This is a genomic window from Paraburkholderia phenoliruptrix, from assembly GCF_019511605.1.
Lineage (GTDB): Bacteria > Pseudomonadota > Gammaproteobacteria > Burkholderiales > Burkholderiaceae > Paraburkholderia > Paraburkholderia phenoliruptrix_A.
This window is the reverse complement of record NZ_JAEUAV010000008.1, coordinates 129,550-149,921: the sequence shown is the minus strand read 5'-3', so window position 1 is coordinate 149,921 and position 20,372 is coordinate 129,550. Positions and strand designations below refer to the sequence as shown.

16 protein-coding genes are annotated in these 20,372 nt (G+C 62.0%); 10 read left to right on the top strand and 6 right to left on the bottom strand.

The genetic code is table 11. The features are described from left to right. Positions 1–70 precede the first annotated feature (70 nt). The 3 genes from icmH to tssJ form a co-directional block, all read right to left on the bottom strand. A complete protein-coding gene (gene icmH, locus JNB89_RS13475) occupies positions 71–850 on the bottom strand; it encodes a type IVB secretion system protein IcmH/DotU (RefSeq protein WP_013343169.1) in 780 nt (259 codons plus the stop codon). Then, positions 847–2,193, bottom strand: a complete 1,347-nt coding sequence (gene tssK, locus JNB89_RS13470; protein ID WP_220362479.1) for a type VI secretion system baseplate subunit TssK — start codon at positions 2,191–2,193, stop codon at positions 847–849. The genes icmH and tssK overlap by 4 nt, the downstream gene beginning before the upstream one ends. Before the next feature lie 108 nt (positions 2,194–2,301). Then, the gene (gene tssJ, locus JNB89_RS13465) at positions 2,302–2,928 is read right to left on the bottom strand and encodes a type VI secretion system lipoprotein TssJ (protein WP_041729736.1); all 627 of its coding nucleotides are present in this window, start codon (positions 2,926–2,928) and stop codon (positions 2,302–2,304) included. A 143-nt stretch (positions 2,929–3,071) separates the two neighbouring features. Between tssJ and JNB89_RS13460 the strand changes: the two genes are divergently transcribed. From JNB89_RS13460 to tssA, 10 genes are all read left to right on the top strand, one after another. Further along, positions 3,072–3,308, top strand: a complete 237-nt coding sequence (locus JNB89_RS13460; RefSeq protein ID WP_157059525.1) for a hypothetical protein — start codon at positions 3,072–3,074, stop codon at positions 3,306–3,308. After that, entirely contained in the window at positions 3,301–3,999 is a 699-nt protein-coding gene (locus JNB89_RS13455) for a tetratricopeptide repeat protein (RefSeq protein WP_135895040.1), read from the top strand. The genes JNB89_RS13460 and JNB89_RS13455 overlap by 8 nt, the downstream gene beginning before the upstream one ends. 36 nt (positions 4,000–4,035) lie before the next feature. Then, complete coding sequence (gene tssB, locus JNB89_RS13450) at positions 4,036–4,584, top strand: type VI secretion system contractile sheath small subunit (protein WP_013343173.1); 549 nt, start codon at positions 4,036–4,038, stop codon at positions 4,582–4,584. A gap of 14 nt (positions 4,585–4,598) precedes the next feature. Next, positions 4,599–6,089, top strand: coding sequence for a type VI secretion system contractile sheath large subunit (gene tssC / locus JNB89_RS13445; protein ID WP_013343174.1), 1,491 nt, complete (start codon positions 4,599–4,601; stop codon positions 6,087–6,089). 73 nt (positions 6,090–6,162) lie between these two features. After that, the gene (locus JNB89_RS13440) at positions 6,163–6,666 is read left to right on the top strand and encodes an Hcp family type VI secretion system effector (protein WP_013343175.1); all 504 of its coding nucleotides are present in this window, start codon (positions 6,163–6,165) and stop codon (positions 6,664–6,666) included. A gap of 88 nt (positions 6,667–6,754) precedes the next feature. After that, positions 6,755–7,234, top strand: a complete 480-nt coding sequence (tssE, locus tag JNB89_RS13435; RefSeq protein ID WP_013343176.1) for a type VI secretion system baseplate subunit TssE — start codon at positions 6,755–6,757, stop codon at positions 7,232–7,234. A 108-nt stretch (positions 7,235–7,342) separates the two neighbouring features. After that, positions 7,343–9,181, top strand: coding sequence for a type VI secretion system baseplate subunit TssF (gene tssF, locus JNB89_RS13430; protein ID WP_220362556.1), 1,839 nt, complete (start codon positions 7,343–7,345; stop codon positions 9,179–9,181). Further along, on the top strand, positions 9,145–10,239 hold the full coding sequence (gene tssG / locus JNB89_RS13425) for a type VI secretion system baseplate subunit TssG (protein WP_013343178.1): 1,095 nt from the start codon (positions 9,145–9,147) through the stop codon (positions 10,237–10,239). Before tssF ends, tssG begins: the two co-directional genes overlap by 37 nt. 33 nt (positions 10,240–10,272) lie before the next feature. Next, a complete protein-coding gene (gene tssH / locus JNB89_RS13420; protein ID WP_220362478.1) occupies positions 10,273–12,948 on the top strand; it encodes a type VI secretion system ATPase TssH in 2,676 nt (891 codons plus the stop codon). 35 nt (positions 12,949–12,983) lie between these two features. After that, positions 12,984–14,102, top strand: coding sequence for a type VI secretion system protein TssA (tssA, locus tag JNB89_RS13415; protein WP_220362477.1), 1,119 nt, complete (start codon positions 12,984–12,986; stop codon positions 14,100–14,102). 141 nt (positions 14,103–14,243) lie between these two features. Here tssA and JNB89_RS13410 read toward each other — a convergent pair whose 3' ends face one another. From JNB89_RS13410 to tssM, 3 genes are read right to left on the bottom strand one after another with little or no spacing between them, the layout of a single operon-like run. Next, positions 14,244–15,209 carry an OmpA family protein gene (locus JNB89_RS13410; protein ID WP_220362476.1) on the bottom strand — a complete coding sequence of 322 codons (966 nt, stop codon included), beginning with the start codon at positions 15,207–15,209 and terminating at the stop codon, positions 14,244–14,246. 4 nt (positions 15,210–15,213) lie between these two features. Next, positions 15,214–16,206, bottom strand: a complete 993-nt coding sequence (gene tagF, locus JNB89_RS13405) for a type VI secretion system-associated protein TagF (RefSeq protein ID WP_013343182.1) — start codon at positions 16,204–16,206, stop codon at positions 15,214–15,216. Then, positions 16,203–20,117, bottom strand: a complete 3,915-nt coding sequence (gene tssM / locus JNB89_RS13400) for a type VI secretion system membrane subunit TssM (RefSeq protein ID WP_220362475.1) — start codon at positions 20,115–20,117, stop codon at positions 16,203–16,205. Before tssM ends, tagF begins: the two co-directional genes overlap by 4 nt. Positions 20,118–20,372 lie beyond the last annotated feature (255 nt).

Here is a 20,372-nt window from a genome sequence, read left to right as displayed (position 1 = left end):
CTGCGATAAGTGAAACGGCCCGCTTGTAGCGGGCCGTTTCATTTGCGATTGCATGGTGCCCCGCGTAGCGCTACGGCAGCGAGATGGTCAGCGTGGCCGACTGCGGCCCCAGCTTGACCACTTGCGAATACGGCGCCAGCGTGCGCAAGGTCTGATCGCGCAGATAGGTGTTCAAGCCCAGATAGGCGAGCAGTCCGACCAGGGCGAACACTGCGCCGATCGACCACAACGGCACTTCACGCTTGAGACGGTGCGCGACCTGATCGGGCAGTTGCCAGTGCGGCGCGAACGGCGCCCGCTTGCCCTTCATGTGCGCGATTTCGTCGCCGAGGCGCGCGGTCAGATACGCAAGCTTCTCCGGCCCTTCCAGCAGATACTTGCCCTGAAAGCCGAGCAGCAGGCACATGTGGAACACCTCGAGCGACTGCAAGCGCGCCGCGCCTTGTGCGCGGCATTCCTCGAGATACTGGAAGAATTTTTCCCCCGCCAGTTGCTCGCCGAACAGCACGAGTTGCAGTGGCCGGCGCTCCCAGTCGGCGCGAATCCTGAAGGTGGACGACAACACCGACTCGTCTATCGCCGCGCAGAATGCAAACTTCGACGCATACACGTCTTCCGCGGATGCATTGAGCTTTTTCGCGCCGCGCTCGAAGTCGCCGAGAAACTGCTGAATGCGCTGACTGAACTCGTGCGCCTCGCCGGGCTCGCGGCCGTTCTTCAACAGGAACAGCATGAAGAAGCCGTCGTACAGCAAATCGAGCAGCGAGCGGACCTGATAGCTCGGTTCGCTTGCCGGCAACGGCGTCGCGGCAGGCGTGCTGCCGCCGAATAGTGAAGGCGCGTAGCTCATGATGTGACCGCGATCAGTTCAAGTTGAAGATCGTTGATGCCCGAGGGCGCATAGATCATGGCCGACTGCGCTTGCAGCATGCGCTCGTACAGCCCGCCGCGCGGCTCGAACGAGAAGTAGCAGGCGCCCGGCCGCACCGGAATGGCGGGCGGCACTTGCGGCGTGTACACGAGCCGCACGCCCGGCATGGCCGAGAGCACCAGCTTGTCGACGTCGTCGGGCGCGCCGACCTTGAAGCGCGCCGGTACTGCTTCGACCAGTTCGGCGGTCGGCATGTCGGCGGACACGGCAATGTAGAACATCGTCTTGTCGTCGATCTTGCCCGAGTCGAGCCGCCCCGCATGAAACGATGGACGCACTTCTTCGAGCGCGATCGCAAAGTAGCGCGTGGAGATGACGGTCTCGAGCAAGTCGCGCAGGATCATGTCGAGCCGTGCAAAGCCGGGGCCAGGATCGTCGTGCCGGTAAGCCGGCAGGTCGGAGAGCGCATAGCCCTTGGAGAACGTCATTAACTGGCCCGCGAGGCGCAGCAGTTCCTGAAAGAGCCGCTCCGGATGCAGCGCCGAATGCTGGTACAGATGCGCAAGCGCTGCAAACGCCGCGCTCGCCGTGTGCAGCAGCCAGAACGACGCAATGTCGCCTGAACGGAACTCGATGATGTTCTTGGTCGGCTCGCGGTGAAAGCCGTACAGCGCGCTGACCTTTGCCTGCAGCGCGTCGATCAGTTGGCGCAGCCGCTGATGCAGGACCGGCGAGGCGTCGATGGCGAGGCAGGGCGGCACGAAACTGTCGTCGATCTCGAAGCCCGAGGTGGCAGTGCGGCGCACGCGCACGAGCGGCACCGACAGCAACTGGTCGCGCGGCTCGCTGTGCGCGATCAGCTTGACGCTGGTCTTGAGGAAGGTGATGTCCGCTTCCGCCGCGTCCGTGAAATGGTCGGCGACCGGAGCCTGCTCGCTCACGTACCGCGCAACGAAGCCCGCGTTGCTGTCGTGCGAATAGTTCGCGCCTGTCTCGCGCAGCGGATGCAGCGCGAGATAGAACGTGAATTCGTTGATGCCGTCGGGCAACGTGTCGAGTGCGATGGGCGGCGGCAGGTCGTCCGCTTGCGGTGCGGAGTAGAGCGCGCCGTCGGGGAACACCAGCGACAGTTCGCTCACGCGCAGCACATTGCTGCCGAGCGCGTCGCGGTCGAAACGCGCGGAGCGCACGCCCCAGTTGTACGGTTGGATCGCCTGGATCGACTCGAAGAGGCGCGCCTCGTGATAGGCGTCCTGACGCTGAAAATGCTGCGGCCTGAGAAACAGGCCTTCCCCCCAGAGCACTTTTGCGGAATAACTCATCTCAAACCTGTTATATGGGTTCAGCGTGCTGCGCGCCCCGAATAAGCCCATTCGGGCGCCGCATTGTTAATTTCTTCAAAATGTTAAATCGCACTGTCGCGGCATGTTTTAACCGCAGCTAACCGAAGAAAGCATATTGAGCGGCTGGGCGGGCAATCCCTGTTCCGGCGGGATCACGGTACCGTTGGTGACGGTCATTGCACAGTTATGCAGGCCGACCATTATGCCGGATTTCTCCGACTTTGCCGGGTCGAAGGCGAATTTCCAACGCTGCATGGCGGGATCGCGGAATAGCGCGACGATACCGAATGCCTGCGCTTCACGCGACACTTTTTCGGTCACAACGTAACGCTGGCCCGGGATTAGCGTGACTTCACGCACGCCAAGCAGATCGCCGCCGAGTGTGGTCTTTTCCTTCGCCGCGTCCGTAAATGCGTCGAATGGAGCCTGCTGGAATGAAGTCGGGTCTTTCAATATGTAAAGTCGCACCACCAGAGCCAATGGCCGCTTGTCATTCGCGGCATTCAGATTGGGCGCCGCGTATAAGGTGACAGGCACGTTGCGCGGCGGTTTCTGCGCGTCCGGCAATTCGGGCTTGCCAAGGCCGCTTGCCTGCAAAGCCGCGTTGGCGGCGGCTCCGAGCACGGAGACGCCGGCGGCGCAACCGCCCAGAAGCGCACACGCGGCAGCCTGGGTAATCAATAGCGATGCATGGCGAACAAGGCGCGAATTCATATCCATCGACCGGCTGGCCGCCGTCCCCCGTCTAAACATTGATAACGAAATGATTTCAGCGAAATGTCCGCCACTCATGACGCTTTCTGCCGTTTACTGCTGCTTTATGCGATGCGCATGTAAAGCCGATCCAGCGCGGCGCCGTGGCCGTTGAGTGGAAATTTTTTCCGCCGCCGCGTGCGCCGCTATTGCGCCAGGCAACAATTTCTGCATGCCTGGTTTTAAAGATCCGCGCGCATTTTTTTCGTGCAATGCTTCTTCACATGAAAGTTGAATTATCGAAATTTGGCCTGTACTATACCCGCGCACTTGAAGCAAAGCAAAACTCCGGTTTCTCCCTCGAATTAAAAAATCGCACGTCGGTGAAAAACGATGAATGACCGTCTGTTAGTAAAACTATCTGGGGTAGTGTTGGCTTGCGGCGTGATGGCCGGTTGCGCGACACAGGGCAACAACGCGGCAAGCACGCCGGAGGCTTTTAATAAGCAACTCGCGGATGCGGATACTGTCGCGAAAGGCGGCGATCAGGACCGCGCTATCGCGCTTTATCAGCAGCTTTCAAAGTCCGATCCCACGCGCGAAGAGCCGTGGTCGCGTATCGCGCAAATCCAGTTCGCGCAGGGTCATTACGGTCAGGCTATCGTCGCCGCGCAAGAAGCGCTGCAGCGCGACCAGTCCGACCGTCAGGCCAAGAGCGTGCTGGCGGTTGCCGGTCTGCGCGTGGCCACGCAATCGCTTGGCGAACTGCGTCAGGACGCGTCGCTCGCGGGCGACGCGAAGTCGGACGCGCAGGCACTTGCCAAGCAGTTGCGCGACACGCTCGGCGAGGCCACGCTGTTCCCGCCCGACCCGAACGACAAGCCGGCACCGAAGAAAAAGCGCGTGATTCGCCGCGTCACGAAGAGCAAGCCAGTCGATACGCCGGAAGCAGGCACCAGCGCTGCGGCCACCACGCCGGCTGCACCAGCGGCTCCAGCACCGGCGGCACCGGCGGCACCCGCGGCACCGGCAGCACCTGCAAAGGCCGCGCAAAGCGGCGGTGCGTCAGATCCGTTCAGCGCGCTGCGCTGATCCCCACGCTACACCATCAGCATTCGGGAGCCGACGATGGCGAAGAAAGAAAGCATACAAAAACGCTTGCAGAAAGTGCGGCCGCCCCGCGTGCAGCTCACCTATGAGGTCGAGCGCGGCGATGCGATCGAAGTGAAGGAACTGCCGTTCGTGGTCGGCGTGGTGGCCGATCTCGCCGGGCAGTCCGAAGTCGAGCAGCCCAAGCTGCGCGACCGCAAGTTCGTCAACATCGATCGCGACAATTTCGACGACGTGATGAAGGCGATCGAGCCGCGCGCGGCCTTTCAGGTGGAAAACCGGCTGAGCGAAACCGGAGGCAAATTCGCGGTCGATCTGCGGTTCAAGTCGATGGCCGATTTCAATCCGGACGAGGTGGTCGCGCAAATCGAGCCGCTGCGCCGTCTGCTCGAAGCTCGCTCGAAGCTCGCAGATTTGCGCAACAAGCTTGCTGGCAATGACAAGCTCGAAGACCTGCTTTCCGAAGTGCTCAACAACACGCAGCAGTTGCAGGCACTGGCAAAAGACCAGGGCAATGCGGCGGACCGGGACGGCGGCGCGCCGGATCACGACAAGCAAGGCGAATAAGTACGGGGTGTGAGATGAATCAGCAAACGGCGGCAGCCCAACTCGCCACCGCGCAAAGCGGTACGGAATCCACGCTGCTCGACGAGATCGTCGAAAAAAGCCGCGTCGCGAAGTCCGATTCCGAACATGCGCGCGCGAAAGACCTGATCGGCGAACTCGTGCGCGAAGTGCTCGACGGCACAGTGGTGGTCTCGGACAACCTGTCGGCGACTATCGACGCGCGGGTGGCCGAGCTCGACCGGCTCATTTCCGCGCAGTTGAGCGCGGTCATGCATGCGCCGGAATTCCAGCGCATGGAAAGCACATGGCGCGGGCTCGATTATTTGTGCAAGGAGAGCAACACCGGCGCGACGGTCAAGATCAAGGCGCTGCATGCGCCCAAGCGTGACCTCGTGCGCGACTTCAAAACCGCCATCGAATTCGACCAGAGCGCGCTCTTCAAGAAAATCTATGAAGAAGAGTTCGGCACGTTCGGCGGCTCGCCGTTCGGGGCGATCATCGGGGACTTCGAAGTCACCCGTCAGCCGGAAGACGTGTATTTCATCGAGCAGATGTCGCACGTCGCGGCAGCCGCGCATGCACCCTTTATCGCATCGGCGTCGCCTGAATTGCTGGGCCTTGAAACGTTTGCCGATCTCGGCAAGCCGCGCGATCTCGGCAAGGTATTCGACACGGTCGAATACGCAAAGTGGAAGTCGTTCCGCGACTCGGAAGATTCGCGTTATGTCGGTCTCACGCTGCCGCGTTTTCTCGGCCGCTTGCCGTTCAATCCGAAAGACGGTGCGACCGCAGAGGGCTTCAACTTCGTCGAAGACGTGGACGGCACGGATCACAGCAAGTACCTCTGGTGTAACGCGGCATGGGCGTTCGCCGCGCGTCTTACTGCTGCATTCGACGACTTCGGCTGGTGTGCCGCAATTCGCGGCGTGGAAGGCGGCGGCCTCGTCGAAGATCTGCCGACCCACACGTTCAAGACCGACGACGGCGAAATCGCGCTGAAATGCCCGACCGAAATCGCCATTACGGATCGCCGCGAAAAAGAGCTGAGCGACCTCGGCTTCATTCCGCTCGTGCATTGCAAGAACTCCGACTACGCTGCGTTCTTCGCCGCGCAATCGGTGCAAAAACCGAAGAAATACAGCACCGACAGCGCGAATGCGAACGCTGTTCTGTCCGCACAGCTGCAGTACATCTTCTCGGTGTCGCGAGTCGCGCACTACCTGAAGGCGATGATGCGCGACAAGATCGGCAGCTTCGCATCGGCGCAGAACGTCGAAGTATTCCTGAACCGCTGGATCTCGCAATACGTGCTGCTCGACGACAACGCGACGCAGGAACAGAAAGCCCAGTTCCCGCTGCGCGAAGCCTCCATTCAGGTTTCGGAAATTCCGGGCAAGCCGGGCGCTTATCGCTCCGTTGCGTTCCTGCGCCCGCATTTCCAGCTCGACGAACTGTCCATCTCGTTGCGGCTCGTCGCCGACCTGCCGAAGCCGGCCAATTCATAAACGAAGTTCAGAAAGCCCGGACCGGCCGTCCGGGCTAGCTGCTAAAACCACCTCTTTGGGGAGTCGATGAATTATGAAGGACATCTATTTAAAATTCGGCAATCCGGCGATCAAAGGCGAGTCCGCCGATAAAGATCACGCTGGCTGGATCGAAATTGATTCGTGGAGCCACTCGATCACGCAGCCGCGTTCGGCAACGGCTTCTACCGCGGGCGGTCACACCTCGGAGCGTTGTGAGCATGCCGACATGGTGTTCACAAAAGACATCGACGTGGTGAGCCCGCTGATTTATCAGCATGCATCGGGCGGCACGACGTTCGACGAAGTCACGATCGACTTCATGCGTTCGGACGGCGAAGGCAACCGTATCAAGTATCTGGAAGTCAAGCTGAAGTATGTGATCATCTCCAGCGTGACGCCGAGCGTGGTCGGTGAAGGCTTGCCGAGCGAACAGTTCTCGCTGAAGTACGCCGCTGTGCAGTGGAAGTACACGCAGCAGAAGATCGGCGGCAACCAGGGCGGCAACGCGCAAGGCGCGTGGAGCCTGACGAAGAACGACAAGACGTACGCGGTGTAATGCGGCGGCGCACGGCGACGCGCGCATCGTCCGTCAAGGACGGCCGCGCGCCGCGTGCGCGTTGCAGGAACTGCTTCTTCGGACGCTGATGAAACGCTTCGAACCCAGCTTTCTCGACAAGCTGTTCGACGACGAACCGCATCTGCCGGCTTCACCGGCGATGCGGCAATTGTCGTTGGATGAACTGAAAAGCACTGTCGCGCGCGACGTCGAAGCGATCCTGAACACGCGAATCGCGCTCACGGAGCATGAACTCGCCGCTTTGCCGGAGTGTCAGCGCTCGGTGCTTACTTATGGTTTGAACGACTTCGCGGGTTTGAGCCTCGCGAGTCACTATGACCGCACATTCATTTGCAAATCGATTCAACAGGCGATCGCACGGCATGAGCCGCGCCTGCAGCAGGTATCGGTGACACTCGAACTGAACGAACAATCGACCAATGCGCTTTACTTCGCAATTCAGGCGCTGCTGGTCGTTCATCCGGCAGAAGAACCGGTCAGTTTCGACGCAATGTTGCAGCCTTCGACATTGCAATACTCGGTGACGCGTGCACGCGCGAAACTGTAGGCGCTGTTTATTATTTTGACGCTTCGCCTGGATATTGTCTGAGCGCCGCCGCGACGCGCAACGGCGGTAATGGATCAGGCGCACAGAGTTCGGGTTCGGGGATAGATGATGGAAGAATTGCTGCCGTATTACGAGCGCGAACTGTCGTTTCTGCGGCGCTATTCGCGCGATTTCGCGGAGCGCTACCCGAAAATCGCGGCGCGCCTTGCGATATCCGGCGAGCACTGCGAGGACCCGCACGTCGAGCGCATGATCGAGTCGTTCGCCTTGCTCGGCGCGCGCATCAACAAGAAGCTCGACGACGATTACCCCGAGTTCACCGAAGCACTGCTGGAAGTGCTCTATCCGCACTATCTGCGGCCGTTTCCTTCATGTTCGATTGCGCAATTGGGGACCTCGTCGGCGGCGAGCCATCTGACGGAACCGGTTGTCATCGAGCGCGGCACCGAACTCAAATCGCGTCCTATTCGCGGTGTGCAGTGCCGTTTTCGTACCGCGTACGACGTGACGCTCGCGCCGGTGCGCATTTCCGAGGCAAAGTACACGTCGGTAGCCATGGCGCCGAGCGCGACTGTATTGCCCGGCAATGCCACCGCGATCGTATCCATCACTTTCGAATCGACCGCTGCGCAGCTCGATCTGTCCGCGTTGAAAGTGAGTACCTTGCGCGCGCATCTGCACGGCGAGCAGTCGTTCATTGCGGCGCTTGTGGACTGTCTGTTCGTCAATGCAATGGCCACGTATGTGGAAGCCGACCGGCGCGGCGTGTGGACGCAGTTACGCACGTCACCGCTTGCGCAAGCGGGTTTTGACGAGCACGACGCGCTGATCGACTACCCGGCCAAATCTCACCCCGCTTACCGGCTGCTCACCGAGTACTTTGCATTCCCGGAAAAATTCAATTTTGCCGACTTCGATCTGGCGGCCATGACGCGTGCGGCGGGCCGCTGCCAGCGCCTCACGCTGCATGTCGTGCTGAAGGAAGTGCGCAGCGACTCGCACGTCGCGCGGCTTCTCGATGCGTTGTCCGCGCATCATTTGCGTCTTTTTTGCACGCCGGTGGTCAATCTGTTCGAACAGCACGCTGAACCGATTCGCGTCAATCATCAGGCCGTTTCTTATCCCGTGGTGGCCGAAGCGCGTCGTGCATTCGCATACGAGGTGTATTCGATCGACTCGGTGAAGCTGGTCAGGCAGCAGGCGCATCAGGAATCCGTAACCGAGTTCCGGCCGTTCTACTCGCTGCACCATGGCGAAGCGGCGCGCGCGGGGCACTACTGGTTCGCGCGGCGCAACGACTGGGTCGCGCAAAAGAGCCCCGGTTACGAGACGGAAATCTCCATTGTCGATATCGACTTCGAACCGTCCGCGCCGCAGACCGATACGTTGAGCCTCGATTTGACCTGCACGAATCGCGATTTGCCTGCTGGCCTCGCAATAGGACTGGAGGGCGGCGACCTGTTCGTCGAAGGCGGAGCGCTGACCGGCAGCATCGCCATGCTGCGCCGGCCGACGCCGAGCGCGCGCTTTGAGCGCGGACGCGCCGCGCACTGGCGGCTTATCTCTCATCTCGCGCTGAATCACGTATCGCTCGCGAGCAGCGGTCTTTCCGCATTAAAAGAAATGCTGGTGCTCTACGATTTGCGGCGCACGGCAGTGTCGGCGCGCCATATCGACGGACTGGTGGGGATCGAGCAGCGCGCGGCCGTGCAATGGCTGCCGGGCAAACCGTTCGCCACGTTCGTGCGCGGCATTGAAATTCGCCTGACCATCGACGAAGAACATTTCGTCGGTACGAGTCTCGCGTCGTTTGTGCGGGTGATCGATACATTCTTCGGGCTGTACGTGCATCTGAACAGCTTTGTGCAACTGGTCGTCGTGTCGAAGCGCACCGGCGAGGAGATCTTGCGATGCAAACCGCGCAGCGGCGAATCGATCCTGGCGTAGTCGAGCAGCTTCTCGATGAGCCACACCGCTTTGAATTCTTTCAGGCAGTGCGCGTGCTCGAGAAGTGGTTCGCACAACAGGCGCCATCGGCCACCGGGCGTTCAGGCGATATCGTCGCGCAGCGCATTGCGTTTCGCAATTCGCTTTCGATGTCGTTTCCACCGAGTGAGATTCACGGCGCGCAATCTTACGACGACGAAGGCACCGCGCTAAAAGAAAAGGCGCAACGTACTGCGGCGCTGGAAAGCGGCTCGCTCGAAAAGGTGGACATCACACCGGCGTTTTTCGGTTTGCTCGGCGGGCAGGGCGCATTGCCGCTGCACTACACCGAACAGATCATCGCGCGAGAACAGATCAAGCGTGATCGCGCCGCACGCGAGTTCTTCGATGTGTTTTCGAATCGGGCCACCGCGCTCTTTTATGCGGCGTGGAAGAAGTACCGTCTGCCCTTTCATTATGAACTGGACCGCGACGAACGCTATTTGCCGCTGCTGCTTGCGCTTGCCGGCGTGGCCGACAACGACACGCGCAGCAGCCTGCAAAGCGGCGAAGGCGCGCTATTCGACGAAGCCATTGCGGGTTACGCACTCCCGACACGGCACAGGCCCGTGTCCGCCGCGTACCTGCAACGCACGCTGTCGGACTATTTCAGGGTTCCGGTGCGTGTCGAACAGTTTGTCGGCAAGTGGTACAACGTCCCGCGCGATCAATTGACCGTGCTGGGCAGCGTCAACGCGACACTCGGCGCGACGGCGCTGGCGGGCGAGCGTGTCTGGCAGCGCGACATGCGGGCGCGGCTCGTGATCGGCCCGCTCGACAAGGCCGACTACGAGGCCTTCCTGCCGGGCGCGGATCGTGCCATTGCGCTCGAACGGATGCTGACGCTGCTCGCGGGCGTCACGCTCGAATATGAAGTGAAGCTGGTACTGCGCCGTGAGGCGGTAGGGCCGACGCTTTTGAGCCAGGGCGCACGCCTTGGCTGGGACGCCTTTCTTTGTACGCGCGACGCAGACCGCGACCGCGCGGACGCGCGCTACGAGCTGCACGTGATTCACTGACCATAACGATAGAACCTGACCGGATCGCACGACATGAGTACGTCCCTCAACACCCTGATCGCCAAACTCAATCCGACCTGCCGGCAGGCAGCGTTGCAGGCGGCAAACAACTGTCTCGCGCGCGGTCATTACGAGGTGGACCTCGAACATCTGCTGCTGGCGTTGCTCGACGAACCGGCGAGCGATCTCGCGCTCGTGCTGCGCGCAAGCAGCATCGACCTGCATGCGTTGCGTGCGGATATCGAGCGTGAATTGCAGCGCGTGAAAAGCGGTAATACGCGCACGCCGGTGTTTTCCAGGCATCTGATCGATCTGCTCGAACAGGCGTGGTTGATCGCATCGCTCGATTCGCAGATTGGACGCATTCGCTCGGGCCATTTGCTGCTTGCATTGCTGAGCGCGCCGGATCTCGCGCAGTTTGCCGAGCGCATGTCGCCGCTCTGGCGCGACGTGCGCGTGACCGATCTGAAGCATAAGTTCGACGAACTGACGGCGGGCTCCTGCGAAGTCGAGCGCAGTCAGGACGGGCAAGCCGCCACGGACCGTGCCGACGATCCGGCCACGTCCGCTTCCATGCCCGGCACGCCGTCCAGAACACCCGCGCTCGATACGTACACCAGCAACCTCACGCAGCGCGCGCGCGAAGGCAAGATCGACCCCGTGATCGGCCGCGAAGGCGAGATTCGCCAGACTATCGACATTCTGATGCGGCGCCGGCAGAACAATCCGATCATGACGGGCGAGGCGGGCGTCGGCAAGACAGCGGTTGTCGAAGGTCTGGCGCTGCGCATCGCGGCCGACGACGTGCCCGCGCCGCTCAAGGGTGTGGCGCTGCACGTGCTCGACATGGGGCTGTTGCAGGCAGGCGCGAGCGTGAAGGGCGAGTTCGAAAACCGTCTGAAAAACGTGATCGACGAGGTGAAGAAGAGCCCGCATCCGATCATTCTGTTTATCGACGAAGCGCATACGATCATCGGCGCGGGCGGCCAGGCAGGACAGAACGATGCGGCGAACCTGCTCAAGCCCGCGTTGGCTCGCGGCGAACTGCGCACCATCGCAGCGACGACGTGGAGCGAATACAAGAAGTACTTCGAGAAAGACGCGGCACTCGCACGGCGTTTCCAGGTCGTGAAGATCGAAGAGCCGAGCGAAACGCTTGCGGCGGCCATGTTGCGCGGCATGGCGTCGTTAATGGAAAAGCACTTCAACGTGCGTGTGCTCGACGACGCAATCACCGAGGCGGTGCGCCTGTCGCATCGCTACATTAGCGGGCGGCAGCTGCCGGATAAGGCGATCAGCGTGCTCGACACCGCGTGCGCAAAAGTGGCGCTCGCGCACAGTTCGACACCGGCCGCTATCGACGATACGAAAAAGCGCCTCGAGCGCATCGACGCGGAAATCGCCGCACTCGAACGCGAGGCGGCGAGCGGGGCGCAGCACGACGAACGGCTCGCGCAACTGCGCGAACTGCGTGAGGAAGACCTGCAACACCTCGCTGAAGATGAGGCGCGCTACGACAGGGAACGCGCGCTCGTGACGGAGATTGTCGACCTGCGTGCTGAAATCGACGCGGCTCGCGTGAGCAGCGCCGACGCGCAGCGGGCGGAGAAAGCGCAGCAGGCGCGTGAAACGCTCGCGCTGCGGGTGGCCGAACTGCAGGCTTTGCAGGGTACTCAACCGATGGTGCCGTTGCAGGTGGACGGACACGTCGTTGCGGAAATTGTGGCGTCGTGGACCGGCATTCCGCTCGGCCGCATGGTCAAGGATGAAATCCAGACCGTGTTGAATCTGCAGCCGTTGCTGGCCGCGCGCGTGATCGGCCAGGACCACGCGCTCGAAGCGATCGCGCAGCGCGTGCGCACGGCGAGCGCGAATCTCGAAGATCCAAACAAGCCGCGCGGCGTGTTCATGTTCGTCGGACCTTCGGGTGTCGGCAAGACCGAAACGGCATTGGCACTTGCCGATGTGTTGTACGGCGGCGAGCGCAAGATGGTCACGATCAACATGAGCGAGTACCAGGAAGCGCACAGCGTCTCGGGTCTGAAAGGCTCGCCGCCGGGCTACGTCGGTTATGGCGAGGGCGGGGTGCTGACCGAGGCGGTGCGCCGCAATCCGTATTCGGTGGTGCTGCTCGACGAAGTGGAAAAGGCGCATCCCGATGTACTCGAAATGTTCTTCCAGGTGTTCGACAAAGGCACGATGGACGACGCCGAAGGCCGCGAGATCGACTTTCGCAATACGCTGATCATTCTCACGTCGAATGTCGGTTCGCAAGCGGTCATGCAGGCGTGCCTGAACAAAAGCGCAGAGGAACTGCCCGATGCGGACGCGCTCGCCGAAACCTTGCGTCCGCAACTGTATAAGGCGTTCAAGCCGGCTTTTATCGGCCGCATGAAAGTGGTGCCGTACTATCCGATTTCCGACGATGTGCTCGCCGAGATTATCGAGCTGAAACTGGAGAGAATTCGCCGCCGTATCGAGTCGAACCACAAGGCGGTATTCGAGTGGGACGAGTCGCTGGTCGATGCGGTGCTTGCCCGCTGCACGGAAGTGGATTCGGGCGCGCGCAACGTGGACCACATTCTGAACGGCACGCTGCTGCCCGAAGTCGCGCAGCATGTGCTGGAGCGCATTGCGAACGGCGCGACGATCGAGCGCATTTCGGTGCGCGCGAGCGAGGCTGGCGAATTCGAGTACGCCGTCGTATAAGCGTTTTAACGAATGCAACCTGATAGCTCTATGCCATGCCGACCAATCTGAACACGCTGCTCGCTCCAATCAGCGAAGCTGCGCCCTGCGGCGAAGATCTTCTGTTTTCCGCCGACTTCGATGCCATTGCGCACGCACGGCGTTTTGAGGACCCTTCTCTCGATCAGGGCGAATGGGTCACCGAAATCAAGGAGGCTGACTGGCCGTTCGTGATTGAACGTTCCAGTGCCTTGCTGCAAACCCAGACGAAAGACTTGCGGCTTGCGGTGTGGCTCACGGAAGCGCTCGCCATTGAAGAAGGCGTGACGGGTCTCACGCAGGGTTACACGCTGATCACGGGGCTGTGCGAAAAGTACTGGGAAACCGTTCATCCGCTACCGGAAGGCGACGACACCGAGTATCGCCTTGGCAACGTCGCGTGGCTCGTCGGCCGCACCGGCGAGCTGCTGCGCGCGATGCCGCTCACGTCGTCGCAGGGCAACGTGTACAGCACGATCGACTGGGACGTCGCCGCGCACGTCGCGCAAGCCGTAAAGCGCGATCCCGACCATGCCGACGACATTGCACGCGGCAAACCTTCCATCGAACAGATCGACGCCTCAAAGCGCGCCACGCCTGCCGCGTTTTATTCAACGTTACTGGCCGATCTCAAGGCATTCGAAGCGGCCATGCTCGCGCTGGAACAGGAGCTCGACCGCCGCGCTGGCGACTTCGCGCCGAGCTTCCGCCAGGCGAAGGACGCCTACGAAAACGTCTACCGTCTTGCCGAACGCTTCGCGCGGGAAGTCGGCGTGCATCCGCAGGCACAACAGACGTCCATGAGTGGAGCGACTGCACCGGCGTTGCAGGAACCCGAGCGCGCCGAGCCCACTTTCAAGACATCACTGCAACGCGAGGAACCTGTGTTGACGACCACGCAAAGCCAGGCAATCGCAGGAATCCAGAGTCGCGCGCAAGCCGTCGCGCAGTTGCGCGCAGTGGCCCGCTTCTTTCGCAGCACCGAGCCGCACAATCCCGCTGCATACTTCGCCGACAAAGCCGCGGAGGCTGCCGACATGCCCTTGCATCAGTGGCTTTCCACAGTGGTGAAAGACGACGGATCGCTCGCGCATATCCGCGAGTTGCTGGGTGTGAAGCCGGAAGAAAACAGCTAGACGCCTGCGTCGAAATAAAAAAGCCTGGCCCGCGCTCGAGTGAGCGGGCCAGGCTTTTTCATGCGCGCCGTTCCTGCAACCAGGCGCCAAGGGGTAAAGACGCTAAAGCGCCCCGGATTGCTGTGCTCGGAGCCCCGATGCTCAGGAGCCCGCGCGGAACTCGATGCGCCGGTTGCGCGCGCGGCCATCGGCGGTGTCGTTCGTTGCGATCGGCTGATCCGGGCCCACGCCAGTCGTGGTCATCTGCTGCGGAGGAATGCCCTTGGCAACGAGATAACCCTTCACTGCGTCGGCGCGCGCCTGACTCAGCGCGATATTCGACGTGCGGTTGCCCGAGTTGTCGGTGTGGCCAATGATCGCGACTGTCCTTGTCGTCATCTTCTGCATGGCCGCCGCCATCTGGTCGAGAATCGCGCGGCCCTGCGGCGTGAGCGTAGCGCTGCCGGTTTCGAATTCGATCGTGCGGTTGGCGAGCGTCTGATCGAGCAGACCCTGCTCGGACGCACTCACGCGCAGGCCGTTCTTGATCGTATAGGTTGGATTGAGCGCGTTGGCCATGTCGCTTGCGAGTTGCTGACGTTGCGACTCGTTGCGCACTTCGCCTTTCACGTCGATCTGCGTGCCGTCTATTTTCAGTTGCCCTTTGCTGATCTGCTTCAGTTGCGGGCCGATCAGCTTTTGCACGTTGGCCGACCAGTTCGGCGGCGTGGCGACGTCGGCAACCTCGATCTGGTCGACCACGTTGGCCGCGCCATACGTTTCGCGCAAACGCGCGAGCACAGCGGCTTTAGTCGCCTCGTCGGGCACTTTGCCGCCGACCACGACCTGGCCTGGCGCCGCATTGGCGGGCGGCGGCGAAGCTGTCACCGCGCCGGTGCCGGCGCCAGTGGTACCGCTCGCGAGGCCCGCCGTGTTGACCGCAGGTCCCGCGGACGAAGTCGAGGGCAGGGCCGCCGTGCGAATCGAGGTGCTGCTGTTGTCCACGGGGGTGACGCGTGCGGGACCGTCGTTATCGGCATGAGCGAGCGTGCTCAAAAGCGAACCGGCCAGCACGGCAAGCAGCACCCGAGGGAGCCGCGTGTTTATCCGGATGCGTGGGTGGGTCATCGCGCTACGCTCCCGTAAAGGCTTCGCGGAACGTGTCGATGCTGACGCGCAAGGACAGTTGCGGTTGGTCGAGGTAACTGACGAGCTTGCTGATGCCATGATCGTTCTGTGCGTGTTCGTCGATCCATTCAGGGTCGTCGATATCGATGTTATGTGCGGCATACGCTTGCGGATCGACCACGCTGTGCAGCGTTTTCGCCGACGCGCCGTTAAAGCCGATGATGAGCCGCTCGCGCTCCGCAATGGTGCCGATGAAAATCGCCAGTTCGAAGTCCGCTTGCGCGACGAACGGCGCAATCAGTTCGAGCCAGAATGCCGCGACGAGGCTGCGATAGAACGGGTCGTTCGGCAACGGCAGCGTGAGCCCGCGTTCGAGATGCGACGAACCGCTTTGCATCACGGGGCGCAGCAGTGAACCGAGCGCGAGCATTGCGCCGCGCAGGCGCACCGGATGGCCGCTGGCAAGCAGCATCTGTTCGAGTCCGGCAAGCGTCTGGTGTTCGACGAAATCGTTGAACGTGCCGTCATGCGGGTTGCCGGGACCGCCGCCAATTTCAATCGGCACCTGCGTTTCGCCGAGCGCCTGCAATGCGCCCGCCGGCTCGCTGGCGCCGAGCAAAGGCTTCATCTGCGCCGAAACACGCGACCACAGGCGCGCAAAGGCGAGCGGACTGTGAGCCAGAAAGGTGAGCGGCTTCTCCACTTCGAGCGCGGTCGCGGCGAGAAACGGAAAACGTCGCGACGACTGGTCGTGACTGGCCACCATATGCCCGGCAATGGCCAGCTTGCTGCGCGAACCGAGGAACGCGAAGTGCATCGGCTTCGCGTTTTCGTAGACGATCTTCCAGCGCGGATCGTCGGTGAGCAGTTCCATTGCTTCGGCGATCCAGCGGTCGAGTGTGGCGAGCAACTGCGGGTTATGCGCGCTTTTCACGAAGTCGCCGCGCGACGGAATCTTGCCGAAGTATGCGATTTGCGCCTGCACGGTCTGCGTCATTGCGCGCCTCCTTGGGTCGAAACTGCTGCCGTGGCGGGGCGCGCCGCCGGCGCCGTCGGGGGTGTCGAACTCGGCGTGACGGGCGCCGCGCCGGTGGCCGCACTGGTCGCCGCGCTCGTGGCCGTGTTAGTGGCGACCACCGAATTGCCCGCCGCGCTGACGTCCGCCACCGACGAAGGCAGACGCAAGCCGCGCAGGCTCTGCTGCTGCGGCGCGTCGCTGCTGCCGCCCGATGCTTGCGACGTGCTGATGATCCGCATGCTGACGGCCACCGTCACGTTGCCTTGCGTCCACGACAGGTCGAAGGTGCCGTCGGGGCGACGCTTGCGCTGCGCCGAGTTGATCAGCTTCTCGAGCCCATAGCGGCCCGGCTCGTTGACGAGCTGCAGAGTGCGGCCGTCGAAGGTCGTTGCGGACAACGTGGCGCCTGGCGAGCCCGACGGGTTCGGCCACACGAAGTTGGTCCATTGCGGCGGCGTGTTGCGATAGCGCATCTGCTGGCCGTCGATGGCGAGCGTGTACTCGGTCGTGCCGCTGCTCGGCTGCGGCAGGATCTGGAACACCGTCTGCGGTTCCGCCGAGCTCTGGCCCGCCGACGCGCCCGCTGCGCCGCCGGCGAGCGGCGCGACCCAACGTGCGAACCCGTTGGTGAAGTCGGGTGTGAGCGCGAGGCCCATGTCGCCCCATGTGCGCGCAGTCAGCGTGTCGCCACGGCGCACCGCAAGCGGCCCGAGCGTGGTGCCGACGAACTTCGCAATCGAGCCGTCCGGGCCGAACACCTGCGCTATTTCGCCCGCGCCGGCCTCGACCTTGGCATCGCTCGCGAACGGATACTTGTTCGCGAGCGAGTTCTGGAACGTCTGGTACACCTGCGCGTTCCAGACCTTGTTCACTTCGACGCTGGCCGGCTGGATCACCACCGCATACGCGGCCATCAGCGGGCGCACGAGCAGCGGACGCAGCGCCTTGCGTTGCGAATCGGTGAGGCCCGTGAGCATCTGCTCGTCGACGTACTTGAGCGAATCGGCGAGTTCGGAGCCGCTGCCGTCGAGTGTCTGCTGCATGAGCTGGCGCGCGCCCGGACCCGGATCGCCCTGATTCTTGATGACGTTAAAGCGCGTACGGACCTTCGAGAGCGTGTCCATATAGCCCTTGAGCATCGAGCCGTTGTCGCCCGTCACGACGATCCGGCCGAGCGCGGAGAACTCCTGCCCAATGGGTCCCATCGGCATTTCCACCGGATTGCCGTTGATGTCGATGTTGGCGTTCAACTGACCGGTCGGCGCACGCGAGAACCATTGCTTGAACCAGCTCGTCACGCCGCTTTGCGCGCGTTTCAGGCTTGCGTTAAAGAGCGAAGGGTTGTCCCACGAGGTCTGGTCATACGCGGTTTCGAGTACTTTGCGAATCGGCGAATCTTGCGGGTCGCCAAGGCGGTTCATCGCATCCACCGCCTGGCCGAAGCTGCCGAAGCTCTGCACCGCAATGCCTTGCATGAACTTCTGCCAGTGCATTGCATACTCGGTCTTGTACATGGTGACGAGCGCTTTCTGAATCTGCTCGGGGCTGCCCTCGAGCGTCAGGTCGTCGTGCGCGGACGTGTTGAGCACCCAGTCCTTCGCCTGCAATTCCTTGGTCGCGGCCTCGCGAATGGCGGGCTGCACGTACTGGAACCATGCTTCGCGCGTGAACGTGCCGGGAATTGCATAGCTGCCCGCCACCAGCCCCGTATTGTTTTCGCCGACAATCCGCGCAATGGTCATCGGTGCAAAGCGGGTCGACGCGCGCGCCTTGATCTCTTCATAGACACGCTGACGCGCCGGCATGCCGCGCACCACGCGGCGCAGGTTTTCGCGGGTCTGATCGACGAGACCGAGGTTCTGGTCGATCATCGGCCAGTCGTCGTCGGATACGCGTGACAGGTAGAACGTGATCATGCGCTCGGCGCTGCGGATCATTTCGTCGCGAGGCATGTTGCCGCGATTCGTTTCGAGCCAGCCGCGCCAGAAGCGCGCCACCTGGTCAGTCAGGTGAGCCGTTTCGACGTGACGCTTGTCGCTGAGCATCAGATAGGTCTTGAGCGCGTTGTACGCGTCTTCCACGTTGGTGGGCGATGCGTCGCTGTAAAGCCCGCCCTGGCTGTTGGCGGCCATGGCGTTGTGCGCGGAGACCGGCACGGCTGCCGCATCGGGCGTGCGGTTCAGTGGTGCGAGTTGATCGGGATGCGCGTCGACTTCCTTCAGGAACGCCGCGAGGTTCTGCGAAACCGGATCGAGCAGGATCTGGCGCACGCCGTTGTAGTACTCGGTGAGAAGACGCTGCTCGAGGCGATCGCCCTGATAGAGGCCGAACGATACGGCAAGCGGCTTGTCGCGGCGGAACTGTTCGAGCTGATCGATACGGTCTTCAAGAACATCCATGGCCTGAAGACGCGATTGCAGGTCGTTGCGGTTCTGCTGCAAACGCACGACGTTGTCGAGATCCGCCTTGACGTTCTCCGCCAGTTGCTGGTTGTTGATGGTCGACCACGTCCAGCCGCCCAGCGCGAGCGCCAGCACCGCGACGAAGCCGAAGAAGGTCGCATAGCGCAGGCGCGTTTTGGCCGGGCTCGCGAATTGCCTGACCGTTTGACGGTCCGCGAAGATGACCTTGGAAAAGAGGTCGCGCAGGAAGAAGCCATTCTTCGAAAACGCGCTGTGCGGCTTGGGCATGCTCTCGGCGCTCAGGCCGAAACGGTTGGCGATGCGGGTGGCGGCGGCGCTATTGGTTTCGCCTTCCTGCAATGCGCTCGTGAAATAGAAGCCCCGAAAGATCGGCTTGTACTGGAACGGGTTCGTTTCGAACAGCGTGGCAAGGAACGCGCGCAGCGCGGGCTTGATGGTCGAGAACTCGAGCGGGAAACTCAATTGGCCCGGCGAGAGCTTGTTGCCGCGATTAATGGACATCTGCGCGACGCTGATTTCTTTGAGGCCGTCGTAGAGCTCTTCGAAATGCTCGTCGAACAGGCCCACCACGTCGCGCTTCTCGTCCGGCTCGTAGGGCAGGGTGGCGCCCCACACGCGGTCGTATTCGTGACGGTCGCTACCGCTGAAGAACTCCGTAAAGCCGGTGATCAGGTCGGCTTTCGTGAACATCACGTAGACCGGCGCGAAGACTTCCAGCTTCTCGGTCAACTCCTGCACGCGCTGGCGCAGGTTCTTCGCCAGATTGATGGCGAATTCAGGCTTGCTGCTGGTGAGTTCCGCGATGCTCGCGGTCACGATGATGCCGTTGATCGGCGCTTTGGGCCTGAAGCGTTTGAGCAGGCCGAGAAAGCCGAGCCATTCGGTACGGTCTTCTTCATGCACGGAGTAGCGGCCGGCCGTGTCCAGCAGAATGCCTTCAGTCGTGAAGAACCAGTCGCAATTGCGCGTGCCGCCAATGCCGTGAATCACGGCGTTGTTCTTGTCGGCGAATGGAAATTGCAGGCCCGAATTCAGCACGGCGCTGCTCTTGCCCGCAGCGGGGTTGCCGATCACGATGTACCAGGGCAACTCGTACAACGCCGAGCCGCCCGATAGCTGACCGATCTTCGAAGTCTTGATCGTTTTCACCGCGTCGACCAGACGCGTGCGCAGCACGTCGAGCTCTGCCTGGCGTGCCGGCGTGGGGGCGGGCCCCGCTTCCGCGCTTTGTTTTTCCGCCTGCTGCTCGAGCATTTCGCCAAGCCTGTTGTTCGCGCGACGCGCGCGCAGGCGGCGCACCACCCAAACCAGCAGCCATAGCGCGACCACTGCGGCAAGCACGAGGGCTGGCCACTTCGGATCGATCTGCAATGTATCGGCGCCGACGAACAACACAGCCGCGAGCGCGAGCAGGCCGATGATCGAGAGCGTGCGTGGATGGGTCAACACGTTGAGGAAGCGTCGCATAAGCCGTTCAGGTCTTGGTGATATGTGTTATGGCGCGTGCCTGGCAAGCGGCATCACGCGCGTGCGGCGTTTGAAAATTCGGCGAAAGGAAATGAAAGCCGATTCAGCTGGACGGCGAAATCCGCTGAATTGTTAAATCCGCAATTGCCGGCGCGGCGAAAAGCGGCCGGGCGAATGCGAGGAGGTGTGCCGGATTGCGGTTCGTATCGCCGCTTTTTGCAAAAAATATTGATTGAACGCCCCATTTCCCAACCT

Coding starts and splice junctions, on each gene's coding strand:
- tssE (WP_013343176.1), top strand. CDS start 6,755: ATGAAACGCTTCGAACCCAGCTTTCTCGACAAGCTGTTCGACGACGAA.
- tssG (WP_013343178.1), top strand. CDS start 9,145: ATGCAAACCGCGCAGCGGCGAATCGATCCTGGCGTAGTCGAGCAGCTT.
- tssF (WP_220362556.1), top strand. CDS start 7,343: ATGGAAGAATTGCTGCCGTATTACGAGCGCGAACTGTCGTTTCTGCGG.
- tagF (WP_013343182.1), bottom strand. CDS start 16,206: ATGACGCAGACCGTGCAGGCGCAAATCGCATACTTCGGCAAGATTCCG.
- tssB (WP_013343173.1), top strand. CDS start 4,036: ATGGCGAAGAAAGAAAGCATACAAAAACGCTTGCAGAAAGTGCGGCCG.
- JNB89_RS13455 (WP_135895040.1), top strand. CDS start 3,301: ATGAATGACCGTCTGTTAGTAAAACTATCTGGGGTAGTGTTGGCTTGC.
- icmH (WP_013343169.1), bottom strand. CDS start 850: ATGAGCTACGCGCCTTCACTATTCGGCGGCAGCACGCCTGCCGCGACG.
- tssK (WP_220362479.1), bottom strand. CDS start 2,193: ATGAGTTATTCCGCAAAAGTGCTCTGGGGGGAAGGCCTGTTTCTCAGG.
- tssM (WP_220362475.1), bottom strand. CDS start 20,117: ATGCGACGCTTCCTCAACGTGTTGACCCATCCACGCACGCTCTCGATC.
- JNB89_RS13440 (WP_013343175.1), top strand. CDS start 6,163: ATGAAGGACATCTATTTAAAATTCGGCAATCCGGCGATCAAAGGCGAG.
- JNB89_RS13410 (WP_220362476.1), bottom strand. CDS start 15,209: ATGACCCACCCACGCATCCGGATAAACACGCGGCTCCCTCGGGTGCTG.
- tssJ (WP_041729736.1), bottom strand. CDS start 2,928: ATGAATTCGCGCCTTGTTCGCCATGCATCGCTATTGATTACCCAGGCT.
- tssA (WP_220362477.1), top strand. CDS start 12,984: ATGCCGACCAATCTGAACACGCTGCTCGCTCCAATCAGCGAAGCTGCG.
- tssH (WP_220362478.1), top strand. CDS start 10,273: ATGAGTACGTCCCTCAACACCCTGATCGCCAAACTCAATCCGACCTGC.
- tssC (WP_013343174.1), top strand. CDS start 4,599: ATGAATCAGCAAACGGCGGCAGCCCAACTCGCCACCGCGCAAAGCGGT.